The sequence below is a fragment of the Microbulbifer mixtoriginis (SeqCode) genome (assembly GCF_052466865.1).
This window is the reverse complement of the sequence record NZ_CP174293.1, coordinates 73,814-98,772: the sequence shown is the minus strand read 5'-3', so window position 1 is coordinate 98,772 and position 24,959 is coordinate 73,814. Positions and strand designations below refer to the sequence as shown.

Annotated in this window: 27 protein-coding genes; 17 read left to right on the top strand and 10 right to left on the bottom strand. The window is 53.4% G+C overall.

Going from position 1 to position 24,959, the window contains the following annotated elements; all coding sequences use genetic code 11:
- Nucleotides 1-18: 18 nt before the first annotated feature.
- The 5 genes from ACJJJA_RS00485 to ACJJJA_RS00465 all read right to left on the bottom strand — a co-directional run bounded on the left by ACJJJA_RS00485 (nt 19) and on the right by ACJJJA_RS00465 (nt 3,431).
- On the bottom strand, nt 19-450 hold the full coding sequence (locus tag ACJJJA_RS00485) for a hypothetical protein (RefSeq protein WP_252083851.1): 432 nt from the start codon (nt 448-450) through the stop codon (nt 19-21).
- Nucleotides 451-591: 141 nt separating this feature from the next.
- A complete protein-coding gene (locus tag ACJJJA_RS00480) occupies nt 592-1,845 on the bottom strand; it encodes a malic enzyme-like NAD(P)-binding protein (protein ID WP_444887560.1) in 1,254 nt (417 codons plus the stop codon).
- A gap of 354 nt (nt 1,846-2,199) precedes the next feature.
- Nucleotides 2,200-2,412 carry a 50S ribosomal protein L31 gene (gene rpmE / locus ACJJJA_RS00475; protein WP_083922744.1) on the bottom strand — a complete coding sequence of 71 codons (213 nt, stop codon included), beginning with the start codon at nt 2,410-2,412 and terminating at the stop codon, nt 2,200-2,202.
- A 156-nt stretch (nt 2,413-2,568) separates the two neighbouring features.
- Complete coding sequence (locus ACJJJA_RS00470) at nt 2,569-2,865, bottom strand: winged helix-turn-helix domain-containing protein (RefSeq protein ID WP_444887559.1); 297 nt, start codon at nt 2,863-2,865, stop codon at nt 2,569-2,571.
- The gene (locus ACJJJA_RS00465; protein ID WP_444903449.1) at nt 2,862-3,431 is read right to left on the bottom strand and encodes a hypothetical protein; all 570 of its coding nucleotides are present in this window, start codon (nt 3,429-3,431) and stop codon (nt 2,862-2,864) included. Before ACJJJA_RS00465 ends, ACJJJA_RS00470 begins: the two co-directional genes overlap by 4 nt.
- A gap of 155 nt (nt 3,432-3,586) precedes the next feature.
- Between ACJJJA_RS00465 and ACJJJA_RS00460 the strand changes: the two genes are divergently transcribed.
- Both ACJJJA_RS00460 and ACJJJA_RS00455 read left to right on the top strand, forming a co-directional pair.
- Complete coding sequence (locus tag ACJJJA_RS00460) at nt 3,587-5,812, top strand: primosomal protein N' (protein WP_444903448.1); 2,226 nt, start codon at nt 3,587-3,589, stop codon at nt 5,810-5,812.
- 82 nt (nt 5,813-5,894) lie between these two features.
- Nucleotides 5,895-6,455, top strand: a complete 561-nt coding sequence (locus tag ACJJJA_RS00455; protein WP_252083843.1) for an SPOR domain-containing protein — start codon at nt 5,895-5,897, stop codon at nt 6,453-6,455.
- Nucleotide 6,456: 1 nt separating this feature from the next.
- Here ACJJJA_RS00455 and ACJJJA_RS00450 read toward each other — a convergent pair whose 3' ends face one another.
- Entirely contained in the window at nt 6,457-6,705 is a 249-nt protein-coding gene (locus ACJJJA_RS00450) for a DUF2798 domain-containing protein (RefSeq protein ID WP_444903447.1), read from the bottom strand.
- Between the two features lie 166 nt (nt 6,706-6,871).
- On the opposite strand from ACJJJA_RS00450, the gene hslV reads away from it, so the two are divergent.
- The 5 genes from hslV to ACJJJA_RS00425 all read left to right on the top strand — a co-directional run bounded on the left by hslV (nt 6,872) and on the right by ACJJJA_RS00425 (nt 12,518).
- Nucleotides 6,872-7,411 carry an ATP-dependent protease subunit HslV gene (gene hslV / locus ACJJJA_RS00445; RefSeq protein ID WP_252083840.1) on the top strand — a complete coding sequence of 180 codons (540 nt, stop codon included), beginning with the start codon at nt 6,872-6,874 and terminating at the stop codon, nt 7,409-7,411.
- A gap of 76 nt (nt 7,412-7,487) precedes the next feature.
- Nucleotides 7,488-8,804: an ATP-dependent protease ATPase subunit HslU gene (gene hslU / locus ACJJJA_RS00440; RefSeq protein WP_444887554.1), complete on the top strand. Its 1,317-nt coding sequence runs from the start codon at nt 7,488-7,490 to the stop codon at nt 8,802-8,804.
- Complete coding sequence (locus ACJJJA_RS00435; protein ID WP_444883173.1) at nt 8,805-9,179, top strand: gamma-butyrobetaine hydroxylase family protein; 375 nt, start codon at nt 8,805-8,807, stop codon at nt 9,177-9,179.
- A gap of 156 nt (nt 9,180-9,335) precedes the next feature.
- Nucleotides 9,336-10,871 carry an alkaline phosphatase gene (locus tag ACJJJA_RS00430; protein WP_444903446.1) on the top strand — a complete coding sequence of 512 codons (1,536 nt, stop codon included), beginning with the start codon at nt 9,336-9,338 and terminating at the stop codon, nt 10,869-10,871.
- A gap of 15 nt (nt 10,872-10,886) precedes the next feature.
- Nucleotides 10,887-12,518, top strand: coding sequence for an alkaline phosphatase (locus ACJJJA_RS00425; protein WP_444903445.1), 1,632 nt, complete (start codon nt 10,887-10,889; stop codon nt 12,516-12,518).
- Nucleotides 12,519-12,604: 86 nt separating this feature from the next.
- On the opposite strand, the gene ACJJJA_RS00420 is transcribed toward ACJJJA_RS00425, so the two are convergent.
- Nucleotides 12,605-13,417, bottom strand: a complete 813-nt coding sequence (locus tag ACJJJA_RS00420; protein ID WP_444903444.1) for a CHAD domain-containing protein — start codon at nt 13,415-13,417, stop codon at nt 12,605-12,607.
- Nucleotides 13,418-13,555: 138 nt separating this feature from the next.
- Between ACJJJA_RS00420 and ubiE the strand changes: the two genes are divergently transcribed.
- From ubiE to tatC, 8 genes are all read left to right on the top strand, one after another.
- A complete protein-coding gene (gene ubiE / locus ACJJJA_RS00415; protein WP_252083834.1) occupies nt 13,556-14,305 on the top strand; it encodes a bifunctional demethylmenaquinone methyltransferase/2-methoxy-6-polyprenyl-1,4-benzoquinol methylase UbiE in 750 nt (249 codons plus the stop codon).
- 53 nt (nt 14,306-14,358) lie between these two features.
- Entirely contained in the window at nt 14,359-14,988 is a 630-nt protein-coding gene (locus ACJJJA_RS00410; protein ID WP_444887550.1) for a ubiquinone biosynthesis accessory factor UbiJ, read from the top strand.
- Between the two features lie 2 nt (nt 14,989-14,990).
- The gene (gene ubiB, locus ACJJJA_RS00405; protein ID WP_444903443.1) at nt 14,991-16,601 is read left to right on the top strand and encodes a ubiquinone biosynthesis regulatory protein kinase UbiB; all 1,611 of its coding nucleotides are present in this window, start codon (nt 14,991-14,993) and stop codon (nt 16,599-16,601) included.
- Nucleotides 16,602-16,656: 55 nt separating this feature from the next.
- Nucleotides 16,657-17,070 carry a phosphoribosyl-AMP cyclohydrolase gene (gene hisI / locus ACJJJA_RS00400; RefSeq protein ID WP_252083831.1) on the top strand — a complete coding sequence of 138 codons (414 nt, stop codon included), beginning with the start codon at nt 16,657-16,659 and terminating at the stop codon, nt 17,068-17,070.
- Between the two features lie 8 nt (nt 17,071-17,078).
- Nucleotides 17,079-17,417, top strand: coding sequence for a phosphoribosyl-ATP diphosphatase (locus ACJJJA_RS00395; RefSeq protein WP_252083830.1), 339 nt, complete (start codon nt 17,079-17,081; stop codon nt 17,415-17,417).
- A 111-nt stretch (nt 17,418-17,528) separates the two neighbouring features.
- Nucleotides 17,529-17,798: a twin-arginine translocase TatA/TatE family subunit gene (gene tatA, locus ACJJJA_RS00390; protein WP_444903442.1), complete on the top strand. Its 270-nt coding sequence runs from the start codon at nt 17,529-17,531 to the stop codon at nt 17,796-17,798.
- A gap of 29 nt (nt 17,799-17,827) precedes the next feature.
- Complete coding sequence (gene tatB / locus ACJJJA_RS00385) at nt 17,828-18,376, top strand: Sec-independent protein translocase protein TatB (protein ID WP_444903441.1); 549 nt, start codon at nt 17,828-17,830, stop codon at nt 18,374-18,376.
- The gene (tatC, locus tag ACJJJA_RS00380) at nt 18,373-19,128 is read left to right on the top strand and encodes a twin-arginine translocase subunit TatC (RefSeq protein ID WP_252083825.1); all 756 of its coding nucleotides are present in this window, start codon (nt 18,373-18,375) and stop codon (nt 19,126-19,128) included. The genes tatB and tatC overlap by 4 nt, the downstream gene beginning before the upstream one ends.
- A gap of 384 nt (nt 19,129-19,512) precedes the next feature.
- On the opposite strand, the gene ACJJJA_RS00375 is transcribed toward tatC, so the two are convergent.
- Both ACJJJA_RS00375 and ACJJJA_RS00370 read right to left on the bottom strand, forming a co-directional pair.
- Complete coding sequence (locus ACJJJA_RS00375; protein WP_444889062.1) at nt 19,513-19,707, bottom strand: DUF3149 domain-containing protein; 195 nt, start codon at nt 19,705-19,707, stop codon at nt 19,513-19,515.
- A 270-nt stretch (nt 19,708-19,977) separates the two neighbouring features.
- A complete protein-coding gene (locus ACJJJA_RS00370) occupies nt 19,978-20,211 on the bottom strand; it encodes a hypothetical protein (RefSeq protein WP_152455765.1) in 234 nt (77 codons plus the stop codon).
- 77 nt (nt 20,212-20,288) lie between these two features.
- On the opposite strand from ACJJJA_RS00370, the gene ACJJJA_RS00365 reads away from it, so the two are divergent.
- Both ACJJJA_RS00365 and ACJJJA_RS00360 read left to right on the top strand, forming a co-directional pair.
- Nucleotides 20,289-21,425, top strand: a complete 1,137-nt coding sequence (locus ACJJJA_RS00365; protein ID WP_444903440.1) for an aminopeptidase — start codon at nt 20,289-20,291, stop codon at nt 21,423-21,425.
- Nucleotides 21,426-21,667: 242 nt separating this feature from the next.
- Nucleotides 21,668-23,665, top strand: a complete 1,998-nt coding sequence (locus ACJJJA_RS00360) for a hypothetical protein (RefSeq protein WP_444903439.1) — start codon at nt 21,668-21,670, stop codon at nt 23,663-23,665.
- Nucleotides 23,666-23,868: 203 nt separating this feature from the next.
- Here ACJJJA_RS00360 and gap read toward each other — a convergent pair whose 3' ends face one another.
- The gene (gap, locus tag ACJJJA_RS00355; protein ID WP_444903438.1) at nt 23,869-24,894 is read right to left on the bottom strand and encodes a type I glyceraldehyde-3-phosphate dehydrogenase; all 1,026 of its coding nucleotides are present in this window, start codon (nt 24,892-24,894) and stop codon (nt 23,869-23,871) included.
- Nucleotides 24,895-24,959 lie beyond the last annotated feature (65 nt).

Sequence of the window (24,959 nt, the reverse complement as noted above, 5' to 3'; positions counted from 1 at the left end):
TGCTAAAAGAATCTCCGCTCAGGCGGCAGACTCCGATTCCGATTTGTGCTCGCCGGGTTGTGCGGGCGTCTCATCCGGGGTTTGTGCTGGCGCGACCTCAGGAGCCTGTTCCGGGGCCACTTCCGGCTCTGGCTGTGGTTCCAGCTCGGTGGGCTCTGCAGCCGGGATCTCCTCTGGTACACCGGGCTCGATCTCCGGATCCTCGGGCGCCGAAGATTGCTCAGCGAGAGCTTCTTCCGGTATCAGTGGCTGGGCCTTGGGGTTCAGCGCACACTGCAGCAATTCGATACGCAAGCCGACATCACGGGTATTGGCCTCGAACATCTGGTTGATGGCGACATCTTTATGCTCGCTGCGAAACAGTTTGTTGGGCTCGCGGCCATCAAGCCATTCGCCGCTTTTGCTCAGGAACTGCTGGTGCTGGTTTGTCAGCACATACACGTGACTCATTGTGTTGGGCAACTTTGATGCTGTGACAGAAAGGCAGTTTAGCGACGGGTGCTTTATGGCTCAAGAAGTCTGTGGGGGTGAAAGCGGCAAACGCCCGCCCCGAGAGGATAAGGCGGGCTTCTAGGGATGAATTAACCGGCCCTAGAGTGTTTGCAGCGGGTAGTTTTCGGGGTAAGGCAGGCGGGCACAGCCGCTGTCTACCGCTGCGCGCGCTACTGCGGCGGCAACTTCCGGAAGCAGGCGTGGATCCGTGGGTTTGGGCAAGATATAACTTGGGCCAAAGCTCAGTTCTACCCCACCGTAGCCCTCGCGTACCGAGTCCGGCACCGGTAAATGGGCGATCTTACGGATGGCTTCAATTGCGGCCAGCTTCATCTCTTCATTGATACGCGCCGCACGCACATCCAGCGCGCCACGAAATATAAAGGGAAAGCAGAGTACATTGTTGACCTGGTTGGGGTAATCCGAGCGCCCGGTAGCCATGATCAGGTCGTCGCGTACGCTGTGGGCCAGCTCTGGTTTGATCTCCGGATTTGGATTTGAGCAGGCGAATACCACTGGCTTCGGCGCCATGCGCTGCAGCTGTTCGGCGGAGAGCAGATCTGGGCCCGATACTCCGAGGAATACATCGGCACCGGTGATAGCGTCATCGAGGGTGCGCATATCGGTATCCCGCGCCCACTCACCTTTATAAGCATTGATATCGGTGCGGCCGGAGTGAATTACCCCACGGCTGTCGAGCATGGTGATTTGATCTTTGCGCGCGCCGGCGGCCAGCAGCAGTTTGCAGCAAGCGGTGGCGGCGGCACCGGCTCCAAGGCACACCATGCGCACGTCGCTGATTTTCTTACCCTGGATCTCCAGGGCATTTAGCATGCCGGCAACGGTCACAATTGCAGTGCCGTGCTGGTCGTCGTGGAATACGGGTACTGGGCAGCGCTCAATCAGTGCCTCTTCAATATGGAAGCACTCAGGCGCTTTAATATCTTCGAGATTGATGCCGCCGAAGGTATTGGCGATGGCGGCAACTGTCTGAATAAACTGCTCCGGGCTGTTGACGTCCACTTCGATATCCACCGAGTTGATATCGGCGAAGCGCTTGAACAGTAGTGACTTGCCCTCCATCACCGGCTTGGAGGCCAGTGGGCCCAGGTTACCGAGGCCGAGGATGGCGCTGCCGTTGGAAATGACCGCCACTAGGTTGCCTTTGCCGGTATAGCGATAGGCGGCCTCTGGGTCCTTGGCAATTTCACGCACAGGTTCCGCCACACCGGGACTATAGGCCAGCGACAGGTCCTCCTGAGTTTCAGCGGGGGTGGTCAGCTCGACTGAAAGTTTGCCGGGGCTGGGGAGTGCGTGGTAATCGAGCGCTGCCTGGCGCAATGAATCCGTCATTTGGGGGCTGTTCTCTCGAAAACGGGGGGCGACACTTGGGGCGTCATCCCGGTTACTGCGGGTTTCAGAGAATAACCGAGGGGTGCTTGCGGTCACAAGCTCACAGAGGTAATGAAACAGCTACTTATTACTATTTTGCCCTTAACATTTGGCCAAATTCAGGATGATCAGCCGTCTAATATTCAATTTGAAGGATAAATTTACTGCTAATAACGAATATATTAAGCGATACAAATCGATTTCGCCCCAGCGCTCTGGATCTGTGCAGAGCGCTGAATTTGCAGCACAAAAAAGGGCGCCGTGGAAAATTCCAGGGCGCCCTTTCTGAAGTACCAAAGTACCTCTTTATTCGGATTACTTGCCGATGCGGCTGCCGAAACGCTTCTTGAAGCGGTCCACGCGTCCACCGGTAGTAGCCTGCTTCTGCTTGCCGGTGTAGAAGGGGTGGCACTGGGAGCAGACGTCGATCTGCAGGTCTTTGCCCAGGGTGGAGCGGGTCTTAACAACATTGCCGCAGGAGCAAGTAGCGGTGATGTCGGTGTAGTTAGGATGGATATCTGCTTTCATGATTGCCTCTTTCCGAAACCGCCACTCGATCTGTTGCCGGGCACGGCATCGTCGTTGGAGCAGGAACCGGATTGGTTCCAGGCTGATTAAAAAGTCGGCGCATACTATCAGATTAGCGCCGGGGTTCAAGCCCAAATACAAGGCCGGGCAATGGTGTTATTCCGCGGCGGCGATAAGTTGCTGCAGAGCCTGCAGGTGCTTGTTCAGCGCCTCTCGCCCGCTCTCAGTGAGGCGATACCAGGTGACGGGTTTACGCTCTACAAAGTCTTTGCGCAGAGTAATATAGCCCTGCTCTTCCAAGCGGCGCAGCTGCGCGCCGAGGTTGCCATCGGTTACCTGCAACTGCTCCTTGAAGAGAGAGAAACTGATTTCCTCGTATTTCGCTAGCATCACACAAATCGCGAGGCGTACCCGGTGTTCGAGGACCGGGTCCAAGTCCGCAAGGGCTTTCATTGCGCCGCTCCATTAGTTTGCCTGGCCCGCTGTACCAGGCCGGTCCAAACAAGTCCACAGCCGATCGCCAGGCCGCTCAGTACCCAGGCGTAGGGCGGTGTCAGCAAAATGATCAGCAGGTAACTGGCCAGCATCAATATACCGCTATAGAGCAGTGGGCGGATCAGGTGGATACCGGCGAGGCTATAGGAGAGTCCGGCTAAAAGCAGAAATTGCTCCGGGCCAGCAGCGTTGGGCTTGGCGATCATTGTGGCCAATATCAACAGGAAACCGATCCCAGTTACCAGCCAGTGCCAACCATACTTGCGACCAAAGGTACTGTTATTGATGCCAGTGCGGCGTGCCGTGCGCTCGCCCAGCCACCAGCTGAACAGTCCGCCGGCGGTACTAGCCACCAGGAAGTAATACACGGTGAGTTGCGGGGCCAGGTCCGCCAAAGCGAATCCGATAAAAATTAGTAGTCCCCACAAGAAATAGAGTGATGGGATGCCGTTCTCCACTTGGTTGCTGCGCACGGCATCGCTGACAAAATCCAGGCTGTCTTTGAGTTTTTCCATATCGGTCATGGCTGTCTTCCTTGCTAACTTAGTGAACTCTAAATATTAGAGTTGATTTATAGAGTACTCTGAATTTTAGAGTTGGCAAGTAAAATTTGCAGTCTCTGTACCTTGTCGTAACAGCCAGTACACTAGCGCCTTTTACCGAGGTTATTGGGGGCGGGGTGCAGCAGACGGTACCAAAGACAGTGCAACAGGGAGTTATCCTGCGGTTGGCGGTGCCAGTGCCACTGCGGCGTCTCTTCGATTATCTGCCCCCGGAGGGCCTCAATCCCGCTGAATTGAAACCCGGCCAGCGCTTGTGGGTACCTTTTGCTGGGCGCAAATTGGTAGCCGTGTTGGTGAAGGTAGTGCTGGAGTCGCCGCAGGCACAGCTGAAACCGGCGCAGGAACTGATTGATAGCAAAGCCCTGTTCGACAGTGGCGCTCGCAAACTTCTCAACTGGATCGCCGACTATTACCAGGCCCCGGTTGGAGAGGTTTACGCCGCCGCCCTGCCCGCCGGGTTGCGCAAGGGCAAGCCGGCTGATCATTGGGCTGAGCAGTGGTTGCAACTCACTACCGAGGGCAAGGGGCTACCGGAATCTGCACTGGCGCGGGCGCCCAAGCAGCAGGCCCTGTTGCAACAATTACTGCGCGCCGGCCAGCAGAGCCGCACCTACCTGAAAACCCAGGGGCATACTCCGGCGGTGATTCGCGCCTTGCAGGAGCGCCAACTGGTGGAGTGGGTCTCGGGTCCTACGGTGCCGCCGCCGATGCCGGCTGCGGAGGCCACTCCGCCACCGCAGCTGAATAGTGAGCAGCAGCAGGTACTCGCTGCGGTAGATTGCAGTTGCTTTTCCGCCACTTTGTTAGAAGGCACCACTGGCAGTGGCAAGACCGAGGTCTACCTGCGGTTAATGGAGCGGGTTCTGGCCGAAGGGCGCCAGGCCTTGTTGTTGGTGCCGGAAATCGGTCTCACTCCGCAGACCTTGCGGCGCATCGCCGCGCGCTTTCCCGAGCACAGTATCGCCGCCCTACACTCGGGGCTGGCCGAGGGCGAGCGTGCCCAATCGTGGCTCGCCGCCTCTGAGGGCCAAGCGGATATCGTTATTGGCACCCGCTCGGCAATTATGACGCCAATGCCGAGACTCGGTGTGGTGTTAGTAGATGAGGAACACGACGCTTCATTTAAGCAACAGGATGGTGTGCGCTATTCCGCCCGTGACCTGGCGGTGGTTTTGGCGCGCAACAGTGATGTGCCGGTGCTACTGGGTTCTGCAACGCCTTCCCTGGAAACCTTGCACAACGCCCTTAATGGTCGCTATCAACATTTGCGCATGCGCCAGCGCGCCGGCGATGCGCGCCCGCCGCAGATCCACGTGGTGCCGACCCTACGCGAGCCCCTGGAAGAGGGTTTTTCGCCTCAGGTTTTACGTCATATCGGCGAGACACTGGCTTGCGGAGAGCAAGTGCTGGTGTTTATTAACCGGCGTGGCTTTGCACCGGCACTCAACTGTGATGATTGCGGCTGGATTGCCGACTGTCCGCACTGTTCCAGTAAACTCACCATGCACCGACGCCAGCGCCAGCTGCGTTGTCACCACTGCGATTATCGCCGCCCCCTGGTGGATACTTGTCCGCAGTGCCACAGCCGCTCAATCTCTGCCCTGGGAGGCGGCACCGAGCGCAGCGAAGAGTTGCTGGCGCGGCGCTTTGCCGATTACCCGGTAATTCGCGTTGACCGGGATACCACCACCAGTAAGCAGGCTCTCGATCGCTTGCTGGCGCCGGCCCGCGATGGCGAGCCCTGTCTGTTACTGGGCACTCAGATGCTGGCCAAGGGGCACCATCTACCGAGGGTGACTCTGGTGGTGATTCAGGATGCCGATGGCGGCTTGTTCAGTGCCGATTTTCGCGCGCCTGAACGCACAGGTCAGTTGCTGGAGCAGGTGGCGGGGCGCGCCGGGCGCGGCAGCTTGAGTGGCCGCGTATTGGTGCAGAGCCGCTTCCCGGAGCACCCGCTGCTGCAAATGTTATTGGAAAAAGGCTATGGGACTTTTGCGCGCCAGCTGTTGCGCGATCGTGCGGTGGCACAGCTGCCCCCGACCCACGCCATGGCACTGGTGCGAGCCGAGTGTGAGGAGCCCGCCTGGGCCGAGGAATTTCTGCATAATGCACGCCTATTTATGCAATCCCTAGTGCCGCCCTCACCCCAGTTGCAATATCTGGGTCCGGTGCCGGCGCTGCTTGAGCGCAAATCTGGTCGCTACCGTTTTTATGTTCAGGTGACCGCACAAAATCGCGCCCAGTTACAACCCCTGTTGGCCCGGGTATGTGACTGGGCCGAGAGCAATAAGAATCGCCGCTTGCGCTGGGCGGTGGACATGGATGCGCAGGAATTGTCGTGAATTTTGCGAGAGAGCAATGCCCTTGTGTAAATTGGCGGTACAATTTGCCCGCTGAGTAGACTATCCAGGGAAGAATTCCACCATGAGCCGTCGCAACACGAAACGCCGCAGCAAAAGCGCCTCGGGCAAACCCGCATGGGTGTGGTTTGTACTGGGCAATGCCGTGGGTGGCTTTGCGGTGTTCTTGCTGCTGCAGTTCGGTGTGGCCGGCAATGGCAAAGGTGCCGCTGGTGACAGAGCTCCGGCAACCAAACCGACGGCGCAGGCGCCGTCAGAACCGCGCTTTGATTTCTATACCATGCTCAAGGAAAACGAAGTTTCGGTACCGCCACCCAAGGTGGCCAAGCCAGCCATTCGTGGGGAGTCTTCCTCCAATAAACAAGGGGCTGCTGATAAGGTCAAAGCGCAGGTCTATATCTTGCAGGCCGCCTCTTTCCGCGAGGCGGCGGAAGCCGAGCGCCTGCGCGCCCAGCTCACCCTGGCCAATCTGGATGTCAAAGTGGAGTCTGCCAGTGATAGCCGCGGCACTTGGCATCGGGTCTTGGTTGGCCCCTTTGACAACCGCTCGCGCATGGCCAAAGCTCGCCAGGTTCTGGCAGAACATCGCCTGATGCCGCTGGTATTGAAGCGACCTGCAAATTAAATCAACCGCTGGATTCCTCGTCTGGCGCCGCCAGTTTGCCCAGCAGACTTTTTATTATTGGTCTGATCAGTGGCGGCAACCCCAGTGAAATTATCCAGGCCAGTAACCAGGCCCGGCCCCATATCGGCAGAAATCCTTCGCTGAATCCCTGGTGGGAGTAGGTAATCGCCCCAGAGATTACTCCCGACATCACGCAGGTCATAACCAGGGTGAAAAGCGGCTTGAAGTAGCGGGAGGGAAGCAGAGCCAAGAGGCGAATCCGCAATGGATGACGGGTTCTCAGTATAGCAATTGGCCCTTCTCTTATTGAAATCGGTGCGTCCCGTCCTCACTTATCTAATCTGACTAATTTTCCCGGCGTGTAAGGCAACAGGCCTTGCACAGCCACAGTACACGCGTAATCCGAGAGGTCTCCATTGGAACAGTATCGCGGAACCACCATTTTATCCTGTCGCCGCAACGGCAAAGTTGTGATTGGCGGCGACGGCCAGGTGTCTCTGGGCAACACCATTATGAAAGGCAATGCCCGCAAGGTGCGCCGACTTTATAAAGATAAGGTTATCGCCGGTTTTGCCGGTGGCACCGCCGATGCCTTCACCCTGTTTGAGCGTTTTGAAGCCAAGCTGGAAGCCCACGGTGGCCAGCTGACCCGTGCTGCGGTGGAGCTGGCCAAAGACTGGCGCACAGACCGCGCACTGCGTCGCCTGGAAGCTCTATTAGCGGTGGCAGATGACAGCGCTAGTTTGATTGTGACCGGCAACGGTGATGTGATTCAGCCGGAAGATGACCTGATTGCTATCGGTTCCGGTGGCCCCTTTGCCCAGTCGGCGGCGCGCGCGCTGCTCGACAATACCGATATGGATGCGCGCTCGATCGTTGAGCAGGGCTTGAAAATTGCCGGTGATATCTGCGTCTATACCAACCACAACAACACTATCGAAGAATTGACTTACTGACCGGGCGCTCTCAGAAGAAGCACCTGAGTCCAGCGGGCTGCAACCTGGCCCGCACAACCGTTTTGCAGGAATTTGTATGTCCCAGATGACCCCCCGTGAAATCGTCCATGAACTCGATCGCCATATCGTTGGCCAGCAGGATGCCAAACGCGCGGTAGCGATTGCGCTGCGCAACCGCTGGCGTCGTATGCAGGTGAGCGAGGATCTCCGTGCCGAAATCACCCCGAAGAATATCCTGATGATCGGCCCCACCGGTGTGGGTAAAACCGAAATCGCACGCCGTTTGGCAAAGCTCGCCAATGCGCCTTTTATTAAGGTTGAAGCGACTAAGTTCACCGAAGTGGGCTATGTTGGCCGCGATGTAGAATCTATCGTGCGTGATCTTGTCGAGATGGCAGTGAAGCAGGAGCGCGAACTGGCCATGGCTGGCGTGCAACAGCGCGCTATGGATGCGGCCGAGGAACGCATTCTCGACGCCCTGCTGCCACCTGCGCGTTCGGCTGAGCCTAACGACAAGGATTCCAGCACCCGCCAGCTGTTCCGCAAGAAGCTGCGCGAGGGCGACTTGGATAGTAAGGAAGTGGAAATTGATATGGCCGCCGCGCCTATGGGTGTGGAGATTATGGCTCCTCCGGGGATGGAGGAAATGACCAACCAGCTGCAGGGCATGTTCTCGAATATGTCCCAGGGCAAGACCCGCAAGCGCAAGCTGCCGGTCAAGCAGGCGATGAAACAGCTTACCGATGAAGAAGCCGCCAAGCTGGTGAACGATGAAGATATCAAAACCCGTGCGATTCGCGCTGCAGAACAAAACGGTATCGTTTTTATCGATGAGATCGACAAGGTGGCCAAGCGCCAGGAGAGCGGCGGTGCCGATGTCTCCCGTGAAGGGGTGCAGCGCGACCTGTTGCCACTGATCGAAGGCAGCACCGTCAACACCAAGTACGGCATGATCAAGACAGACCATATTCTGTTTATCGCCTCCGGTGCCTTCCACCTGTCCAAGCCCTCGGACCTGATTCCCGAGCTGCAGGGGCGTATGCCGATTCGCGTGGAGCTGAGCTCGCTGACTTCCGCCGACTTTGAGCGTATTCTCACCGAACCCTCCGCGTCTCTGACCGAACAGCAGAAGGCTTTGTTGGCTACAGAGGGTCTGGAACTGCAATTCACCGAAGACGGCATTCGCCGTATCGCTGAAGTGGCTTACGAAGTGAATGAACGCACAGAGAATATCGGCGCACGCCGTTTGCACACGGTGCTGGAGCGCCTGCTGGAGGAGGTTTCCTTCGATGCCGGCGACGGCGACAAGTCTCTCAAAGTGGATGCGACTTATGTGGACAGCCACCTGGGTGAGCTGAGCCAAAACGAGGACCTTTCGCGTTTTATCCTGTAAATGAAACCGCAAAAAATACGATTAAATCGCGCAGAGAAAACTCTGCAGTTGCTGTTTGCCGATGGCGAGTTCAGCCTGCCGGCAGAGTATCTGCGTGTCTACTCCCCCAGCGCCGAGGTGCGCGGCCATGGCAATAGCCCCGCACTGCTGGTGGATGGAAAAATCCATGTGGGTATCGACAGGGTCGAAGCCGCCGGTCGTTACGGTCTGAAAATCGATTTTGATGACGGCCATGACACCGGCATTTACACCTGGGAATATCTGCGTGAGCTGGCCGAAAAATACACCGTCAATTGGGAGGCCTACCTGGAGCGCTTGCGCGCGGCGGGCAAGGGGCGCGACCCGGATGAAAGTGTGGTGAAATTTATCGGTTAGCTGCCAAGTGCGCCCTTCAGTGGCTGTCTTTTTGCAGTTGTAATAAGCGTACAAATCTTTATGACAAAGAAAACGAGATATTAATCGGCGCGTAATTCTTTTGTCATATTTCCGGACTCTAATGCTCGCCAAATTCACGAGTTCCGGAGGCCCACCGTGGCAAAAAAACTTGTCCGCGCACTCAGCGCCTTTTGTTTGATTCCTCTCGCTTCCGCGGTTTCCGCCGCGAGCCTGCCCGATTACCAAACTAAGAGTGAATGGTTTACCGAGGCGTCCGATCGCCTGGAAGAACGCGTTTCTCTTACCCGTGAAGCCAAAACTGCCAAAAACGTCATCCTATTTGTTGGTGATGGCATGGGGATTTCCACCCTGACCGCAGCCCGTATCTTCGAGGGCCAGCGTCGCGGTGAACCCGGTGAAGAGAACAGTCTTTCTTTTGAGGATTTCCCTCACAGTGCCCTGATCAAAACCTACAACACTAACCAGCAGACCCCCGACTCCGCCGGCACCATGACCGCGATGATGACCGGGGTGAAAACTCGCGCTGGCATGATCAATGTGGATGGCAAGGGCCTGGTGGCTGACTGTGCTGCGAGTAAGGAGCTGGGTTTGAACAGCTTCCTTGAGATGATGGAAAGCCGCGGTAAGGCTACCGGCATTGTCTCTACCGCACGCCTCACCCACGCTACTCCGGCAGCCACTTATGCCCACAGCGCCAGCCGCAAGTGGGAACACGCGGCCGATGAGGGTTGTACAGATATCGCCACACAAATGGTGGAAATGAACATCGGCGATGGCATGGAAGTTATGCTCGGTGGTGGCCGCAACTACTTTACACCGGTGGCCGAGGGTGGCCTGCGTGAGGACGAGCGCAACCTAACGGGTGAATGGCTGCTGCGCTATGACGGTGCGCAGAATGCGGTCTACGTCGAAAATGGTTTCGAATTGTCGGCAGTGGATATCGCTAAAACAGATAAGCTGCTGGGTCTCTTTACCGAAGATCACATGAGCTACGATGCTGACCGCATCGCCAAGAACAGTGAAGAGCCCAGTATCGTCGAGATGACCACCACCGCTATCGATATGCTGCAAAAAGATGAAGACGGCTTCTTTCTGATGGTGGAATCCGGCCGAGTCGATCACGCTCACCATTCCGGTAACGCCTACAACGCGCTGAATGAAGCGATCGAGTTATCTGACGCGGTCAAGGCAGCACTACAAAAAGTGAATCTGGAAGAAACCCTGATCCTGGTGACTGCTGACCACAGCCACGTAATGAATATGGCGGGCTATCCCACCAGAGGTAACCCTATTCTGGGCAAGGTGATCGGCAACGATGACAGCGGTGCGCCAAATCAGGCCGTCTCCCTGGCCGAGGACAATAAGCCTTACACCACCTTGACCTACACCAATGGCCGTGGCTTTGCCGATTTGGGTACTGAAACTGATGCAGACAAGCGCGATGACTACGATATCGCCGCCGGTCGCCATGATTTGACGCATGTGGATACCGAGATGCCTGGCTTCCACCAGGAATCCCTGGTTGCCCTGGGGGGCGAAAGCCACGGCGGTGAGGATATTAGTCTGCACGCGATCGGCGCCGGTGCCGAAAAAGTGCAGGGACATCTGGAACAGAATGCGGTTTTCCACATAATGACTGCCGCGACCGATCTGTCGCTGTCAGAAGAATAATTGGGGGTATTGACCATGAAACAGTTTAAAAAGACCCTGCTGGCCTTTTCCGTTGCCGTACTGGCCAGTGCCTGTAGCGACGATAACTCCAGCTCCAACAATGTTGCCGAAGTGCCGGATGCTAATGAAACACCGCAGCAGCAGAATTACTTGGGCCTTTCCTCAACCCAAAGTGAAAGCAGCTGGTTCGAAGATGGCCAGAAAGCGGTAGCTGCGGCGAGCGCAGAGAAAACCAACAATACGCCGGGTGCCGCGAAAAACATTATTCTGTTTGTGGGCGATGGCATGGGTATCTCCACCGTCACCGCCGCGCGTATCTTCGCCGGCCAAAAACTGGGCCTCGACGGTGAGGAATACCAGCTGAGCTTCGAAAAAATGCCCTTTGCCGGATTGGTAAAAACTTACAACACCAACCAGCAGACTCCGGATTCCGCTGGCACCATGACCGCTCTGGTTACCGGTGTGAAAACCAAGGCCGGTATTCTGAGTGTGGCCGAAGATGTCGCCCGCGGTGACTGCGCCGCCAGCCTCGAACGCCCCCTGACCACTTCCCTGGAACTGGCCGAGGAACTGGGTAAGAGCACCGGTATTATCAGCACCGCGCGTATCACCCACGCCACACCCGCAGCCACCTATGCCAAGGTGCCCGAGCGTGAGTGGGAATACACTGCTCCGGACGGCTGTCGCGATATCGCCACCCACCTGGTTGAACTGGAAGCCGGCGATGGTATCGACGTGGTAATGGGCGGCGGCCGCCGCAACTTCCTGCCAGCGGACTTCACCGATGCGGAAGGCAAGACTGGTAAGCGCACCGATGGGCGCAATCTGATTGAAGCGTGGAAAACTCGTTACAACGATGGCGTAACCACCGCGCAGTACATGGAGGACAAAGCCGGGTTTGACCAGCTGGATGTGAATAACACCGATAAGCTATTGGCGTTATTTAACTCCTCTCATATGCGCTATGAGGCCGATCGTGGCAACGACGTTGGCGGCGAGCCTTCCCTGAGTGAGATGACTGCCAAGGGCATCGAGATGCTGCAGCAAAACGATAAGGGTTACTTCCTGATGGTGGAGTCCGGTCGTATCGACCACGGTCATCACGCCAATAATGCCTTCAATGCTCTCAGCGATGCGGAAGAGTTTGCCAAGGCGGTGCAGGTAGCCCTGGATAACACCAGTGCCGAGGATACTCTAATCGTTGTTACCGCGGATCACAGTCACGTGATGACCATTGCCGGTGGGACTACCCGTGGCAACCCAATCCTCGGTAAGGTAGTTAAAAATGACAAGACCGGTGTGGCTGAAGAGATGCCCAAGCTGGATAAAACCGGCTTGCCTTACACTACCCTGAACTATGCCAATGGTCGCGGTTTTGCACATTACGGCGACAATACCGATGCTGATGACCGCTACTATGACGATATTGTTCAAGGGCGTCAGGATCTTACCGATGTGGACACCACCGCTCCCGGCTTCCACCAGGAAGTCCTTGTTCCTCTTTCTGGAGAAACCCACGGCGGCGAAGACGTGGGGGTCTGGGCCCGCGGTCCCGGTGCCCACTTGGTGAGCGGCACCAATGAGCAGAACTACCTGTTCCATGTGATGGCTCGCGCCGGCGGCCTGCTGGAGCAGGGCGCCAAATAAGTTGGCGAGTTTAAGGCGCGGGAAACCCTCCTGCGCCTTTTTAGTTTTTTGGTGAATAGTTTCAGCGCCCTCTGTGCCAGCATCACTTAGATCACAAGTGTTTTGTGGGCAAAGAAAATGGCGCAACCGTCTTCTATTTTTCTGCGCAATTGCATCTTATGCCAGTCGCACATTTCCAGCAGCTTAATCAACTCTTTCCCTAATGGCTCTCCCACCGTGATGGCAAAGCGACAAAGTAGGTATAGATCACGCCAGTCCCCTAGTAATTGCGCGAGTTGTTTGAGCGGTTCACAGCGCAGCGCTACAGATTGGGGGTGTTTCTCTCTGAGTAGGCGACAGTGGTACCAGTGATCTTTTACCCTTTTACGCAATTGATGCAGTTTATGGGCGTTATCTCCTTCGCGTGTTTCTAGCCAGGTTTTGTGCGCGCGCTGGTAGCCGCGTAAATATCCTACGTCGATATCTCTCCAATCAATATTTTGCAGGGGCCAACACTCAATACTCTTTTGTGCCTCATGCAGTAACCCTTCGACCCGAATAAGGCTCTCCTCATCTCGCAGCGACCGCTGTAATTGGTGCAGCACTCTATGCATTTTTTCAAAGTGGTTGGGGGGAGCTAGGGTAAGTAGCGCGGTGCGAATGGAGACCAGATCGCGGCCCGCCGATAGGGATCGCGCTAATTTCCGGTAGCGATCGTTCTCGAGTTGGAAGAGTGAATTTTCTTTCGGAAAAATCAGTCGCAGTAGAGCACGCAGTTTCTTGCAGTGTTTACGTAGCTCATGAACGGCATGTTCACCTGGCAGAAGCCGGGCATTATCACAGGCGGCGCGTATTTCTGCGCGAGCCGCAGTGCGCAGACTCAGTGCAGCGGGCATGTCGCTGTCGAGTCGGTAATCCATGAATTGGCCCTGGACTCAGTATTTTCTCTAGTGTGATTTAATTTTAGTGAGTTGCCACTGGGTGAATCATGGGCACTGTTCCGCCGGCTTGGTCGATGTACAATGGCGCACTGAATTTGGCTCAGCAGGCAGCACAGCATGAAGGATCGCAAGACCACCCACTTCGGCTACCAAGAGGTCCCGGTGGAGGAAAAGGCCGGTCGTGTGGCGGAAGTGTTCCACTCAGTGGCGGCGCGTTACGACGTAATGAACGACTTGATGTCCGGGGGTATTCACCGCCTCTGGAAGCGTTTCACCATCGAATTGTCCGGTGCGCGGCCGGGACAGAAAATTCTGGATATCGCCGGGGGCACCGGTGATCTCACCGCGCGTTTCTCGCGTATTGTGGGCGCCAGCGGTCAGGTGGTGTTGGCAGATATTAATGAATCGATGCTTAGGGTCGGCCGCGACCGCCTGCTCGATCGTGGCATTGCCGGCAACGTAGTGCCGGTACAGGCGGACGCCCAGTACCTTCCCTTTCCGGACAACACCTTCGACTGTATTACCATCGCTTTTGGTCTGCGCAATGTCACCGATAAAGACTTGGCGCTGCGCTCCATGTTGCGGGTACTGAAACCCGGTGGGCGCTTACTGGTACTGGAGTTCTCCAAGCCGGAATCGAAACTGCTGGAAAAAGTCTACGATCACTACTCGTTCCGCCTGCTGCCATTTATGGGGAAATTGGTGGCCAACGACGCGGAGAGTTACCGCTACTTGGCGGAGAGCATCCGCATGCATCCGGATCAGGAAACGCTCAAGCAGATGATGGTGGATGCCGGATTTGTCGATTGTGAATTTCACAATATGACCGGTGGCATTGTGGCGTTGCACCGTGGTATCAAGCCCTGAGAGGTGCCCGTCGTGATTGACCCCCAAGTGATGGCACGAGGCCAATAACCACCATGAGCGATCCCACCTATCGCGCAGGTTTTGACGCCGCGCTGGAAACCGCTATTAATACTGCCTTGCAATACGATCCCGCGACCCGAGCACGCCTGCAGGAATTGGATGGCAAAATCATGGCGCTCGACCTGACGGCTCCAAAGTTGCAATGCTGCCTTTGTATCGAGGGAGATCAGGTGCGCGTGCGCCAGCACTGGGAGGGAGATGTAACGACCACCATCAGCGGCTCGGCTATTTCCCTGGTCCGACTACTAAAGGACCCCGATGCTACGCCTGCGGCACTGGGTGTCTCTATCAGCGGCTCCAGTGCCCTACTGGCCGAGTTGCAGTGGATCATGAGCGATCTGGATATCGATTGGGAGGCACCACTTGCGCAAGTGTTTGGCGATATTCCCGCCCACTCCATCGGCAATGTGCTGCGCAGTGCTAGTAGCTGGTTAAGTGCCAGCCTTAGTCGCGCGCCGGTTGCGGCCGCAGAGACGATCAGTGAGGAATGGCAGTTGACGCCACCACAGGCACAATTTGAAGCTTTCGCGGATGACCTCGCCGAGTTGTCCCTGGCTACCGAGCGCCTGGAGGCGCGGGTGCGCCTACTGCAGGAACAGTTTTCCCGCGGGGAGGCCGAGTAGTCTTGCCTATATCCCGTACTGTTACCATCGCGCGGGTTTTCCTGCGCCATCGCTTAGATCTGTTATTACCAGCCGAACGCCGCCCCCTGTGGCTGCGCGGATTACTGGCTCCACTCAAACTGTTGCCGCAACCAAAGATGGAGCGCGGTGAGCGACTGCGCCGCGCGCTGGAAGAGCTGGGACCGATCTTCGTTAAATTCGGTCAGCTGCTCTCCACTCGCCCGGATTTGTTGCCGCCAGATGTGGTTGAGCAGCTCGACTACCTACAGGACAAAGTACCGCCCTTCCCCAGTGATCAGTGTCGCGCATTGATTGAGGAAGCCCTTGGCGCTAGTGTCGATGAAGTCTTTGCCAGCTTTGAGCACGAGCCCCTAGCGGCAGCTTCGGTGGCACAGGTTCACGCCGCCGTGCTTAACAGCGGCGAGTCAGTCGTGGTCAAGGTGCTGCGCCCGGGCATCGGCGAAGTGATTCAGGAAGATTTGCGCCTGTTGCGGGTGATTGCCCGGGCTATCGAACGCTTCGTGCCAGAGGGCCGGCGTCTGCGCCCGGTGGAAGTGGTGGAAGACTACCGTCATACCATCGAGGGCGAGTTGGATTTAACCCGCGAGGCGGCCAACGGCACCCAGTTGCGGCGTAATTTCACTGATTCCCCACTGCTATATATCCCCCAAGTTTACTGGGATTACACCCGCGAAAACGTGCTGGTGCTGGAGCGTATCATTGGTATTCCTGTCACTGATTTAGCGCAGCTGCGCGAGCAGGATACCAATATGCCGCTGTTGGCCGAGCGCGGTGTGGAGATCTTCTTCAAGCAGGTTTTTGAATACAACTTTTTCCACGCGGATATGCACCCGGGCAATATTTTTGTCTCCCGGGAACACCCGCAGCGTCCGCAGTATATCGCTATCGACACCGCCATTGTCGGCAGCTTGTCGCGAGAAGATCAGTACTACCTGGCGCGCAACTTGCTCGCCATGTTCCGGCGCGATTACCGCATGGTGGCGGAACTGCACGTACAGAGTGGCTGGGTTCGTGCGGATACCCCTGTAAACGCCTTCGAGGCGGCAATTCGCGCCGTGTGCGAGCCGATTTTTGAGAAACCGCTGGGGGAGATTTCCTTTGCGCGGGTATTGATCAGCCTGTTCCAGACTGCGCGACGCTTCGATATGGCGGTGCAGCCACAATTGGTGTTATTGCAGAAGACCCTGTTGAATATAGAGGGTTTGGGACGCCAGCTTTATCCGGAATTGGATCTGTGGAAGACTGCTCATCCATTTTTGGAGCGTTGGATGCGTGAACGCATCCACCCCAAAACACTGGTGGGCGAGATCAAGCGCTACGGTCCCGAGTGGCTGGAGAAGTTTCCACAGATGCCGCAATTGGTCTATTCAGCCCTTGAGCAGTCGCGGGAATTGGCGCCACAACTGGAAAATATCGGTGAAAAACTGGCGAGCAGTCAGCGCCGTGGGCGCTGGCAGTATTTGCGTCGGCTCGGCGGTGTACTGCTCGCTGCAGGTGCCCTGGCCTTAAGCCGGCCGCAGTGGCTGGAGCAGTTGCCACCTTCTGGTTGGGTATTGGGCATCGCAGCCCTGATTTTACTGCTCTGGCCCTAATGACACTGGCGGCAGTATTTTGCCGGCGTCGCGCCGGCCTACACTTGGAATTCTGATGGAAGAGACATTGACTCAAGCTGTGCCAACAAGCGGCTTTATTGATCAGGTCAGCTGGAACAGCGATGGCCTGGTACCCGCCATTGCCCAGGATTTTAAAAGCGGTCGCGTGCTGATGATGGCGTGGATGAATCGCGAGTCTCTGGCACTGACCGCTAGCGAGGGCTATGCGGTCTACTGGTCGCGTTCCCGCAAGGGCCTGTGGCGCAAAGGGGAGTCATCCGGCTTCCTACAGAAAATACGCGAGATTCGCCTCGACTGTGACGGTGACACCGTGCTGTTAATGGTTGAGCAAGAGGGCGGAATTGCTTGCCATACGGGCCGTAGTAGCTGTTTTTACAACCTCTTGCAGGACGGTGAATGGCGCGTTAGCCAACCGGTATTGCAAGACCCCAAAGCCATCTACAAGTGAGCCCGGAAATGAGTGATCTGCTGCAACAACTCGATGCGGTACTAGAGAGCCGCAAGTGCGCAGAGGATGCCGATAAATCCTATGTGGCTAGCCTGCATAGGAAGGGGCTCAACAAAATACTGGAAAAGGTGGGCGAGGAAGCCACCGAAACAATTCTCGCCGCCAAAGATGCGCAGGCCAGTGGCGACAACCGGGATATGATCGCCGAGACGGCGGATCTCTGGTTTCACTCATTAGTGATGCTTTCGCACCTAGGAGCGGACTCCCAGGATGTAGTGCGTGAACTGGGTCGGCGCTTTGGGCTCTCTGGCCTAGAGGAAAAGGCATCCCGCAGTAAAGAGGGATAAGAATTCAGTTGGAAGGACTGGCGTAACAGTCCTCTGATAAGTTGTGGTTTTACCCATGGTGGCCAATGGCAATGCAAATCGGCTGCCGTATTAAATGACATGGAGACAATTATGGGATTCGGTGGAATTAGCATCTGGCAGCTGTTGATTATCTTGGTCATTGTCCTGCTGCTTTTCGGAACCAAGCGCTTGAAAAACCTCGGTGGTGATCTGGGCGGTGCACTGAAAGGCTTCCGCAAAGCGGTGAAGGACGATGATAAGGATGAGGACAAAGATAAAGATAAAGACAAAGACCCTGAGCGTCTTCAGCATGATGAGGAAGAAAAGCCGCAACAGGGCAGCACCTCGAAAAAAAAAGACAAGCAGTCCCAGGACAAATAATTCGGCACTGTTAACGCGAGTAATGCCCCGTGTTTGATATTGGCTTTTTTGAACTACTACTGGTCGCGGTAGTGGCGCTGCTTGTGGTGGGCCCGGAGCGCCTGCCCGATGCCATCCGCACGACAGCGCGCTGGTGGTCTGGCCTGAAGCGAACCTTGCAAGGTGCGCGTGAGGAACTGGAACGGGAAGTCGGTGCCGACGATATCCGCCGAGAACTGCACAATGAGCGCATCCTCAAGGAGATCGAGGAGAGTCGCCGGGAGATGGAGCGTACCTTTAGTGAGGCTAACCGCGAGGTGAGTGAATCCCTGCAGCAGCAGGAGGAGCCCCAGCCCAGCGAGTCGGCCAAACCTAAGGAAAAAGCTCCAGCCAAAGTGCCCCAGGAGCCCGATCACCCGCGCGCGGAAAAAGAAGACTATTTACCGGAGCAGGATGAAACCGTTGAAGAGTTACAGGACCCGGAATACCCGGAGCACTGGCACGATTTAGGTGATCCCGAACTGAATCCGGAGCACCCGGAAAATACGCCTAAAGACGTAGAAAAAGAATCGCAACAGGAAAAAGACAAGCAACCATGAGCGATCAATCACAAGACAGCCATCAGCCCTTTATCGATCACCTGATCGAGCTGCGGGATCGGCTGCTGCGCACTTTACTGGTTGTAGTGGTTTTGTTCGCCTGCTTGGTACCCTTTGCCTCGGATATCTACAACTTTATTGCCAATCCGCTACAGGAACGTTTGGTCGGCGATGCAGGCATGATTGCGACAGAGGTGACCTCCACCTTTCTTACGCCATTTAAGACCACCTTTATTGTATCGTTTTTCATCGCCATTCCCTTTGTGCTCTATCAGGCCTGGGCTTTTATAGCTCCCGGTCTTTATAAAAATGAAAAGCGTATTGCGATTCCAATCTTGGTCACCAGCGTATTTTTGTTTTACGCCGGTGTGGCCTTTGCCTATTTTGTAGTATTTCCTATTTTATTTGATTTCTTTGTTGGCTCGGCTCACGCAGATATCAAAGTTATGCCGGATATGCGCAGCTATCTGGATTTAGTATTGAAGTTGTTTTTTGCCTTCGGCTTCGCTTTCGAGATCCCTATCGCCACGGTGTTATTGATTTGGAGTGGCGCAGTGGATGCCAAAACCCTGGGGAGTAAACGTCCCTATGTGATTGTGGGCTGCTTCCTGATCGGTATGCTGCTCACCCCACCGGATGTTATCTCCCAGTCCCTACTGGCCGTACCCATGTGGTTGCTATTTGAGGTGGGAATCTTGTTTGGTCGCTGGATTACATCGCGCCGGTCGAAAGAGCAAGCCGAGCAGTCTTGATTTGCGGATTTATAAAAAATTACATTTCCGCCATCACTTAAACGGCTCGAAGTAGTTTTTCAAATCAACATTTTGCTTGCGCAATAAAATGCCCCGACTGCTTTCGCAGCCGGGGCAGTCGCCCTGTTGTTTTACCTGCCCTAACCAAAATCCAACGCCGTGCTCTCAAACAGAGCTGGTTGTGGATAGACAGTCTGCGTTCCATGCAATAAAAAGCCGAACGATATTGGTTTTTGCGCCACTACTGGCAAGCCCCCATCGCAACAAAAACCAAACGGTCAGCTGAGGAAATTAGCGATTAAGATCAGAAACTCCTGTTTCTTAAAATAACCGCCTGCACCGCAAAAAACTTGCGGCAATGGTACTACCCTGAGACCCCAGGTATTAGCGAGATGCAGCCGCCGCTTTATTGACACGGGTGGCTGCAGCGCGCTCTTTCTTTTCCTGCTCCGCTACTGCTTTTTCCACATTGTTGCTAACCAGTCGATAAAAATAGTATGCCATCAGGAATATAAACCCGATTACGGCCAGACTGAGCAAGCCGGAAAAGCTGGTAAATAGATCAATTAAGGCATCCATCTTTCTCTCCAGTACGCCAATGCTTCAGTTATGCAGTGTATGGAGTAGTGCTACAAACCTCTTGACCTAAATCAACTGGGCTTGAGTTACTGGAGAAGAGAAGGATCGGAGGTCTCTGGCTGGGCGTATATAAGCGGATACCAAGTGCAGGTGTTCTTAGGGGGCTACTTTTCCTAAAGGAGAAGGTGTAGTACTGAGACTGACCAGTATTTTACTTGATAGAGTTAGCTAGGTTCATATATGCGCTTTAGAGCATAGGGAATTTTTTCATCAGTGCAGCACAAAACTTAATAGCAGGCAGGCAAGTGCTGCGCCCCATAAAAGATATAACTCCTGCTCCTGGCGCCAGCGAGGGAGAAGCAGCATAAGTGCCAAGGGAGGTATAAAAAGAGCTAGGAATCCGGCTATAGTGCTGTCGTCAAAGCACACTTTCACTAATCGCAGCCATGCAATGGCGGCAAAAGCCAGGGCAAATACTGTCAGAACCGCGCTAACTGGCATCATGCTATAACCCTTAGAGGCTATTGAAGGGAAAGAAAAGGCCCTGGCCAGATCACATTAAAATGACAATAGGAAAGGAAGTGTATAGCAGATTGCTTATCACGGGCCTGCCAAAAAAATGGCTTAATTTGCGCTTATGGCTGCTTATCATCCCACTGTATTTGGCGGGCTGTGAAACCGTCGGTTATTACGCCCAAGCAGCTGCCGGCCAGTGGCGTATTTTGTCTGGGCGTCAGCCGATAGAAAAAGTCATTAATGAACCGGGTACCAGTGAGCAATTACAACAGCAGCTACAACTGGTATTGCAGATTCGTGCCTATGCAGCTGAAGTTTTGCAACTGCCGGTAGGTGATGCCTATAACGCTTATGTACAGTTAGATGACACCTACCCGATTTGGAATGTCCTGGCAGCGCCGGAGTTTTCCCTTGAGCCTAAGCGCTGGTGTTACCCTATCGCCGGCTGCGCCAGCTACCGAGGTTATTTTCGCAAGTCTGCGGCAGAGGCAAAAGCGAATCAACTGCGCGGACAGGGCTATGATGTATATCTGGGCGCGGTGCCCGCTTACAGCACCCTCGGTTGGTTTAACGACCCAATATTATCCAGTTTTGTTAATTGGCCCCAGGAACGCCTAGCCGGTCTTTTATTTCATGAGCTGGCCCATAGAAGGGTTTATATCTCCGGTGATACCCAGTTCAACGAGAGCTTTGCCACCGCCGTCTCAGAAATTGCCCTACCCGGCTGGCTCAGCAGTCAGGGCCTGGTCAGCTCCGCAGCTCAAGCCCGCGCAGAAACCTTGTCTGTCCGTCAATTGATGGCAGCCGCACGCAGCCAATTACAAACAGTCTATCAATCTTCACAGCCAGATGATTTAAAGCGCGAACAAAAAGCCCGGGTTTTATCCCGATTACGTCAATGCTATAGAAAGCTATCTGCAAACTGGCCCAATCCAACTCGCTACCAGAGCTACATAGAAAAAACGAATAATGCCACCCTGGCTCTAGCCGCCGAATATGAATCCCAGGTGCCTGCCTTTAAGCAGCTTTATTTGGATAGTGGTAGTTGGGAGGCTTTTTATAATGCTGCGCAAAGGTTGGGAGATTTAGGTAAAGTTAATCGCGAAGAACGTTTACGCCAGTTGGGGGATGAATATCGCCGGTCAAACTCAGAGATAAAGCAAGGAGGGCTAGATGAAATGAGTTGCATTTTACATGATTAATATAAAAATTTCTTAGACGACCCTTTCTTGGTAAAGGGTTTTTATTGGGAATTTTTCTAACCATAAGAAGGATCAAACCCGATCCTATCACTATCAACAAGCCATGTTCAGATATTTATTTGCATTTTGTGACAGCTAGTTAGTGTAATTTCAAAACTTCATCTCTTAATTTTTCTGGCCTGGCTCTGCTTGTTTCTTTATAGTCCCGTCCCTCAGAATTCCATCTAGTATGAATGAGTAGAATGATGTACCCTAAATTCTTATCCAATTCTCTAATAATTGGTTGCTTATTACTTCTATCAGCTTGTAGCAGCGATGATAAAGACAAGAATAATGAGCTCCCCGAGAAAACGGTTAGCTTGACGATTGAAGGACATGTGGAAACTACGAGCTTTACCCATGCTGAGGTGAGGTTACAGGTAGCTGATACTGAATTTTATGGAGAGGTAGATGCGTTAGGGAATTACTCTATCGATATAGATATCCCTGAATCTCAGATTGATAGCTTTGTAAGAGCTGAAGCCATTTTTCCTGCCGAAAGTAGTATAAGACTTGTGAGTCTACTTGGCTCTGTAAGAACTTTGCTAGAGAAATCTGGTGAAGATGGAGTCTTAGTGCAGGAGGAAAAGAATGAGGTAAATATTACCAGTATTTCTACAGCTTTTTCCGCGCATCTAAAAAGCATAAATGTAGGGGAGATAAAGTCAGACTCAGAGTTAACTTTATCCTTAAGGAGTCTTGATGCTTCCGTAGTTTTTGATATAGCTGCTTTCATTAGTTTATATAGTAGTAATGAAAGTTTAATGGAAGAATCCGGTCTTTCTATCCCTAATGCTTATCGTGATATATATGAGTTAGCAGCCAATAAATCCGCAGTATCTATTTCTGTATATAACGCAAAAGAAAGGCTTGCTGATTTGTTCGATAAGGCACAGTCAAGTCTAATTGAGAATATAAAATTATTTGGCTATTTATCTAATAGTAATTTGCAAATAGCAGATACCTATTATCTACCATATTTGAAGGTGAGGCTTACTCTACGACCAGATGGAACCGGTGAAATTAATGGAGAAGTTGATAATACTAGTTTTACATGGTCAAAAAATGATAATGGAATTACGTTTAAAGATGCAGATTTGATAAGGCACGTTAGTTTTTTTGGAACCTACTCCGTAGAAAGCCATATCGTAATCAACGATCTTGTTTGGATGATGGACAGTGATGCTATTTCATCAGTTATTCTGCAAGTTGAAGAATATGATGTCAGTCCTGATCCTATTATTCTTGACCCAGAGATAAAGAGCAATATTTACGCAGAAACTGCGATTCGCTCCTCAAGCATAATAAAAGTTTCTGAGTCAGTTAAGTTGGAACAAGAATATAGTATGCCGACACCAGCTATGCTTGGAGAAGTCATAAATCCCGTAGATGGGGTTTCTCCCAGGCTTTCAGTTAGAGTTCTTGGTATGAGCTTTAGGGGAGAGTTTGAAACTGGTGGGACGGTCAATATATCTATTCCTGGTGTGGAGGGAGATGGAAGAAAGACAAGCACTAATATGTCAGGGGTTTGGCGCTTGGAAGACGATAAAAAAATCATTATAGATACCTCTGCAGGAAGTAAATTCACATATGTTTTTCTAGACTATATGTATAAGGGAAAAAATTTAACGTTTGTTCTAGAAGAGTCAGAGAAAGGACGACTAATAGATTTTGATACTGTACTAGCTAAAGATCTGGATTCATGGAAAGAAAATACAGTAGAGGGTATTTATCAATTTAGCTCGTACTTTGCTCAACCATTAGATTACTCTTGGTTTGAGGTGAATTCTGACGGCACAGTAAAAAGAATAACTATTTTTGATTGGGATTCTGATGGAGAGTTAGTTAGTGATGAACTTGATATTTATTCGGGGCTTTGGAAGCTATCTGATGATGGAAATTTGATTATTAGATTTTACCGGAGAATGAATGGCGACAGCTGTATGCCTAGTGACTGGGATCCCCAATCCAATGCAGATTGCTCACTTGGTAGTGAGCGAGAGTGGAACCTTTCTCAGGTATCAGAAGAGGAGCAGTTGTTCTGGATTAGAAAGGAGTTGAAATTTTTCTCAAATGAAAGACGTGATGAAATTCCTGGTTTATCTGATTTAACGAATAATATATTCGTTGGTGGGCATATATATAATTCATTCATGTATAAAGTTAGTGAAAGGCCCGTACCATTGCCTGTCGACCAATAAATTAGAGTTCCATAATCAAATAGAAGAACTGTATTTTTGCAATTGGCTTATAGGGCGGTAAGGATTTACCGCCTTTATTGTCCTTATCCAGAGCATGCTAAGTTGATGAGCTCTATACTTGGAACTGATATTTATTAGGTGTCGATTTTCCTATTAACGCAAAATCGGTATTTTAGTGCTAGAAGTAAATGGCTTTTTTAGCCCTAATGGGAGGTATTCTTTTGGGTTAATTCTCTGGCCACATCCAACATCCGATTCGCAAACCCCCACTCATTATCAAACCAAATCAATATCTTTACTAATTTTCCGCCGGCAACCCGTGTCTGACTTGCATCAATAATTCCCGAGCGCGGGTCATGATTAAAGTCGCAGGAGGCGAGGGGTTCTTCGGTGAAGCCGAGTACGCCTTTAAACTCGGTCGCAGCTGTGGATTTTAGTAAAGCGTTGATCTCACTTTGACTTACGTTTTTTTGTAAATGAACCGATAGATCAATAGCGGAGACATTGACCGTGGGTACGCGCATAGCCTGGGCTTCGAACTTTCCAAATAAGTGCGGCAATATGCGCTCGATGCCGCGGGCGAGTGCGGTGTCGACGGGAATAATTGAGGTAACGGCGGAGCGTGTTTTTCTTAAATCGGTGTGGTGATAGGCATCGCTTACCGGCTGATCGTTCATGGCGGAGTGGATGGTGGTCAGCACGCCCGCTTCTATACCAAACGCCTTGTCGAGCGCTGCGATTACCGGCACGCTGCAATTGGTGGTGCAGGAGGCGGCAGAAATAATAGTTTCATTGCCGTTCAGGGTGTGATCGTTAACCCCATAAACAATGGTGGCATCCACATCGCGGCTGGCGGGCTGGGAGAATAAAACTTTTTTTGCTCCTGCGGCCAGGTGCAGTTCGGCACAGCGCCGCTCTTTAAAACTACCGGTGCATTCAAGCACGATATCGACATTTTCTTCGCGCCAATTCAGGTCTTCCAAACGCTCGAAATGCGTAACTGCGATGGAATCGCCATTAACTGTTAGTGTGTCATTTTTCACTGAGACATCACCGGCGAAGCGACCGTGTACCGAATCGTACTTGGTAAGGTGGCCGATGGTAGCGCAGTCTGCCAGCTCGTTGATGGCGACAATCTGTAGAGTATCGCGAGCGCCGGATTCGTACAGAGCGCGCAGAACGGAGCGGCCGATACGGCCATAGCCATTAATGGCGAGTCGGGTGGTCATAGCGGTACATGCCGGATAGGAATTGAAGGCGTAGCCGACACGCCCCTCGCGATATTGTGTGCAAG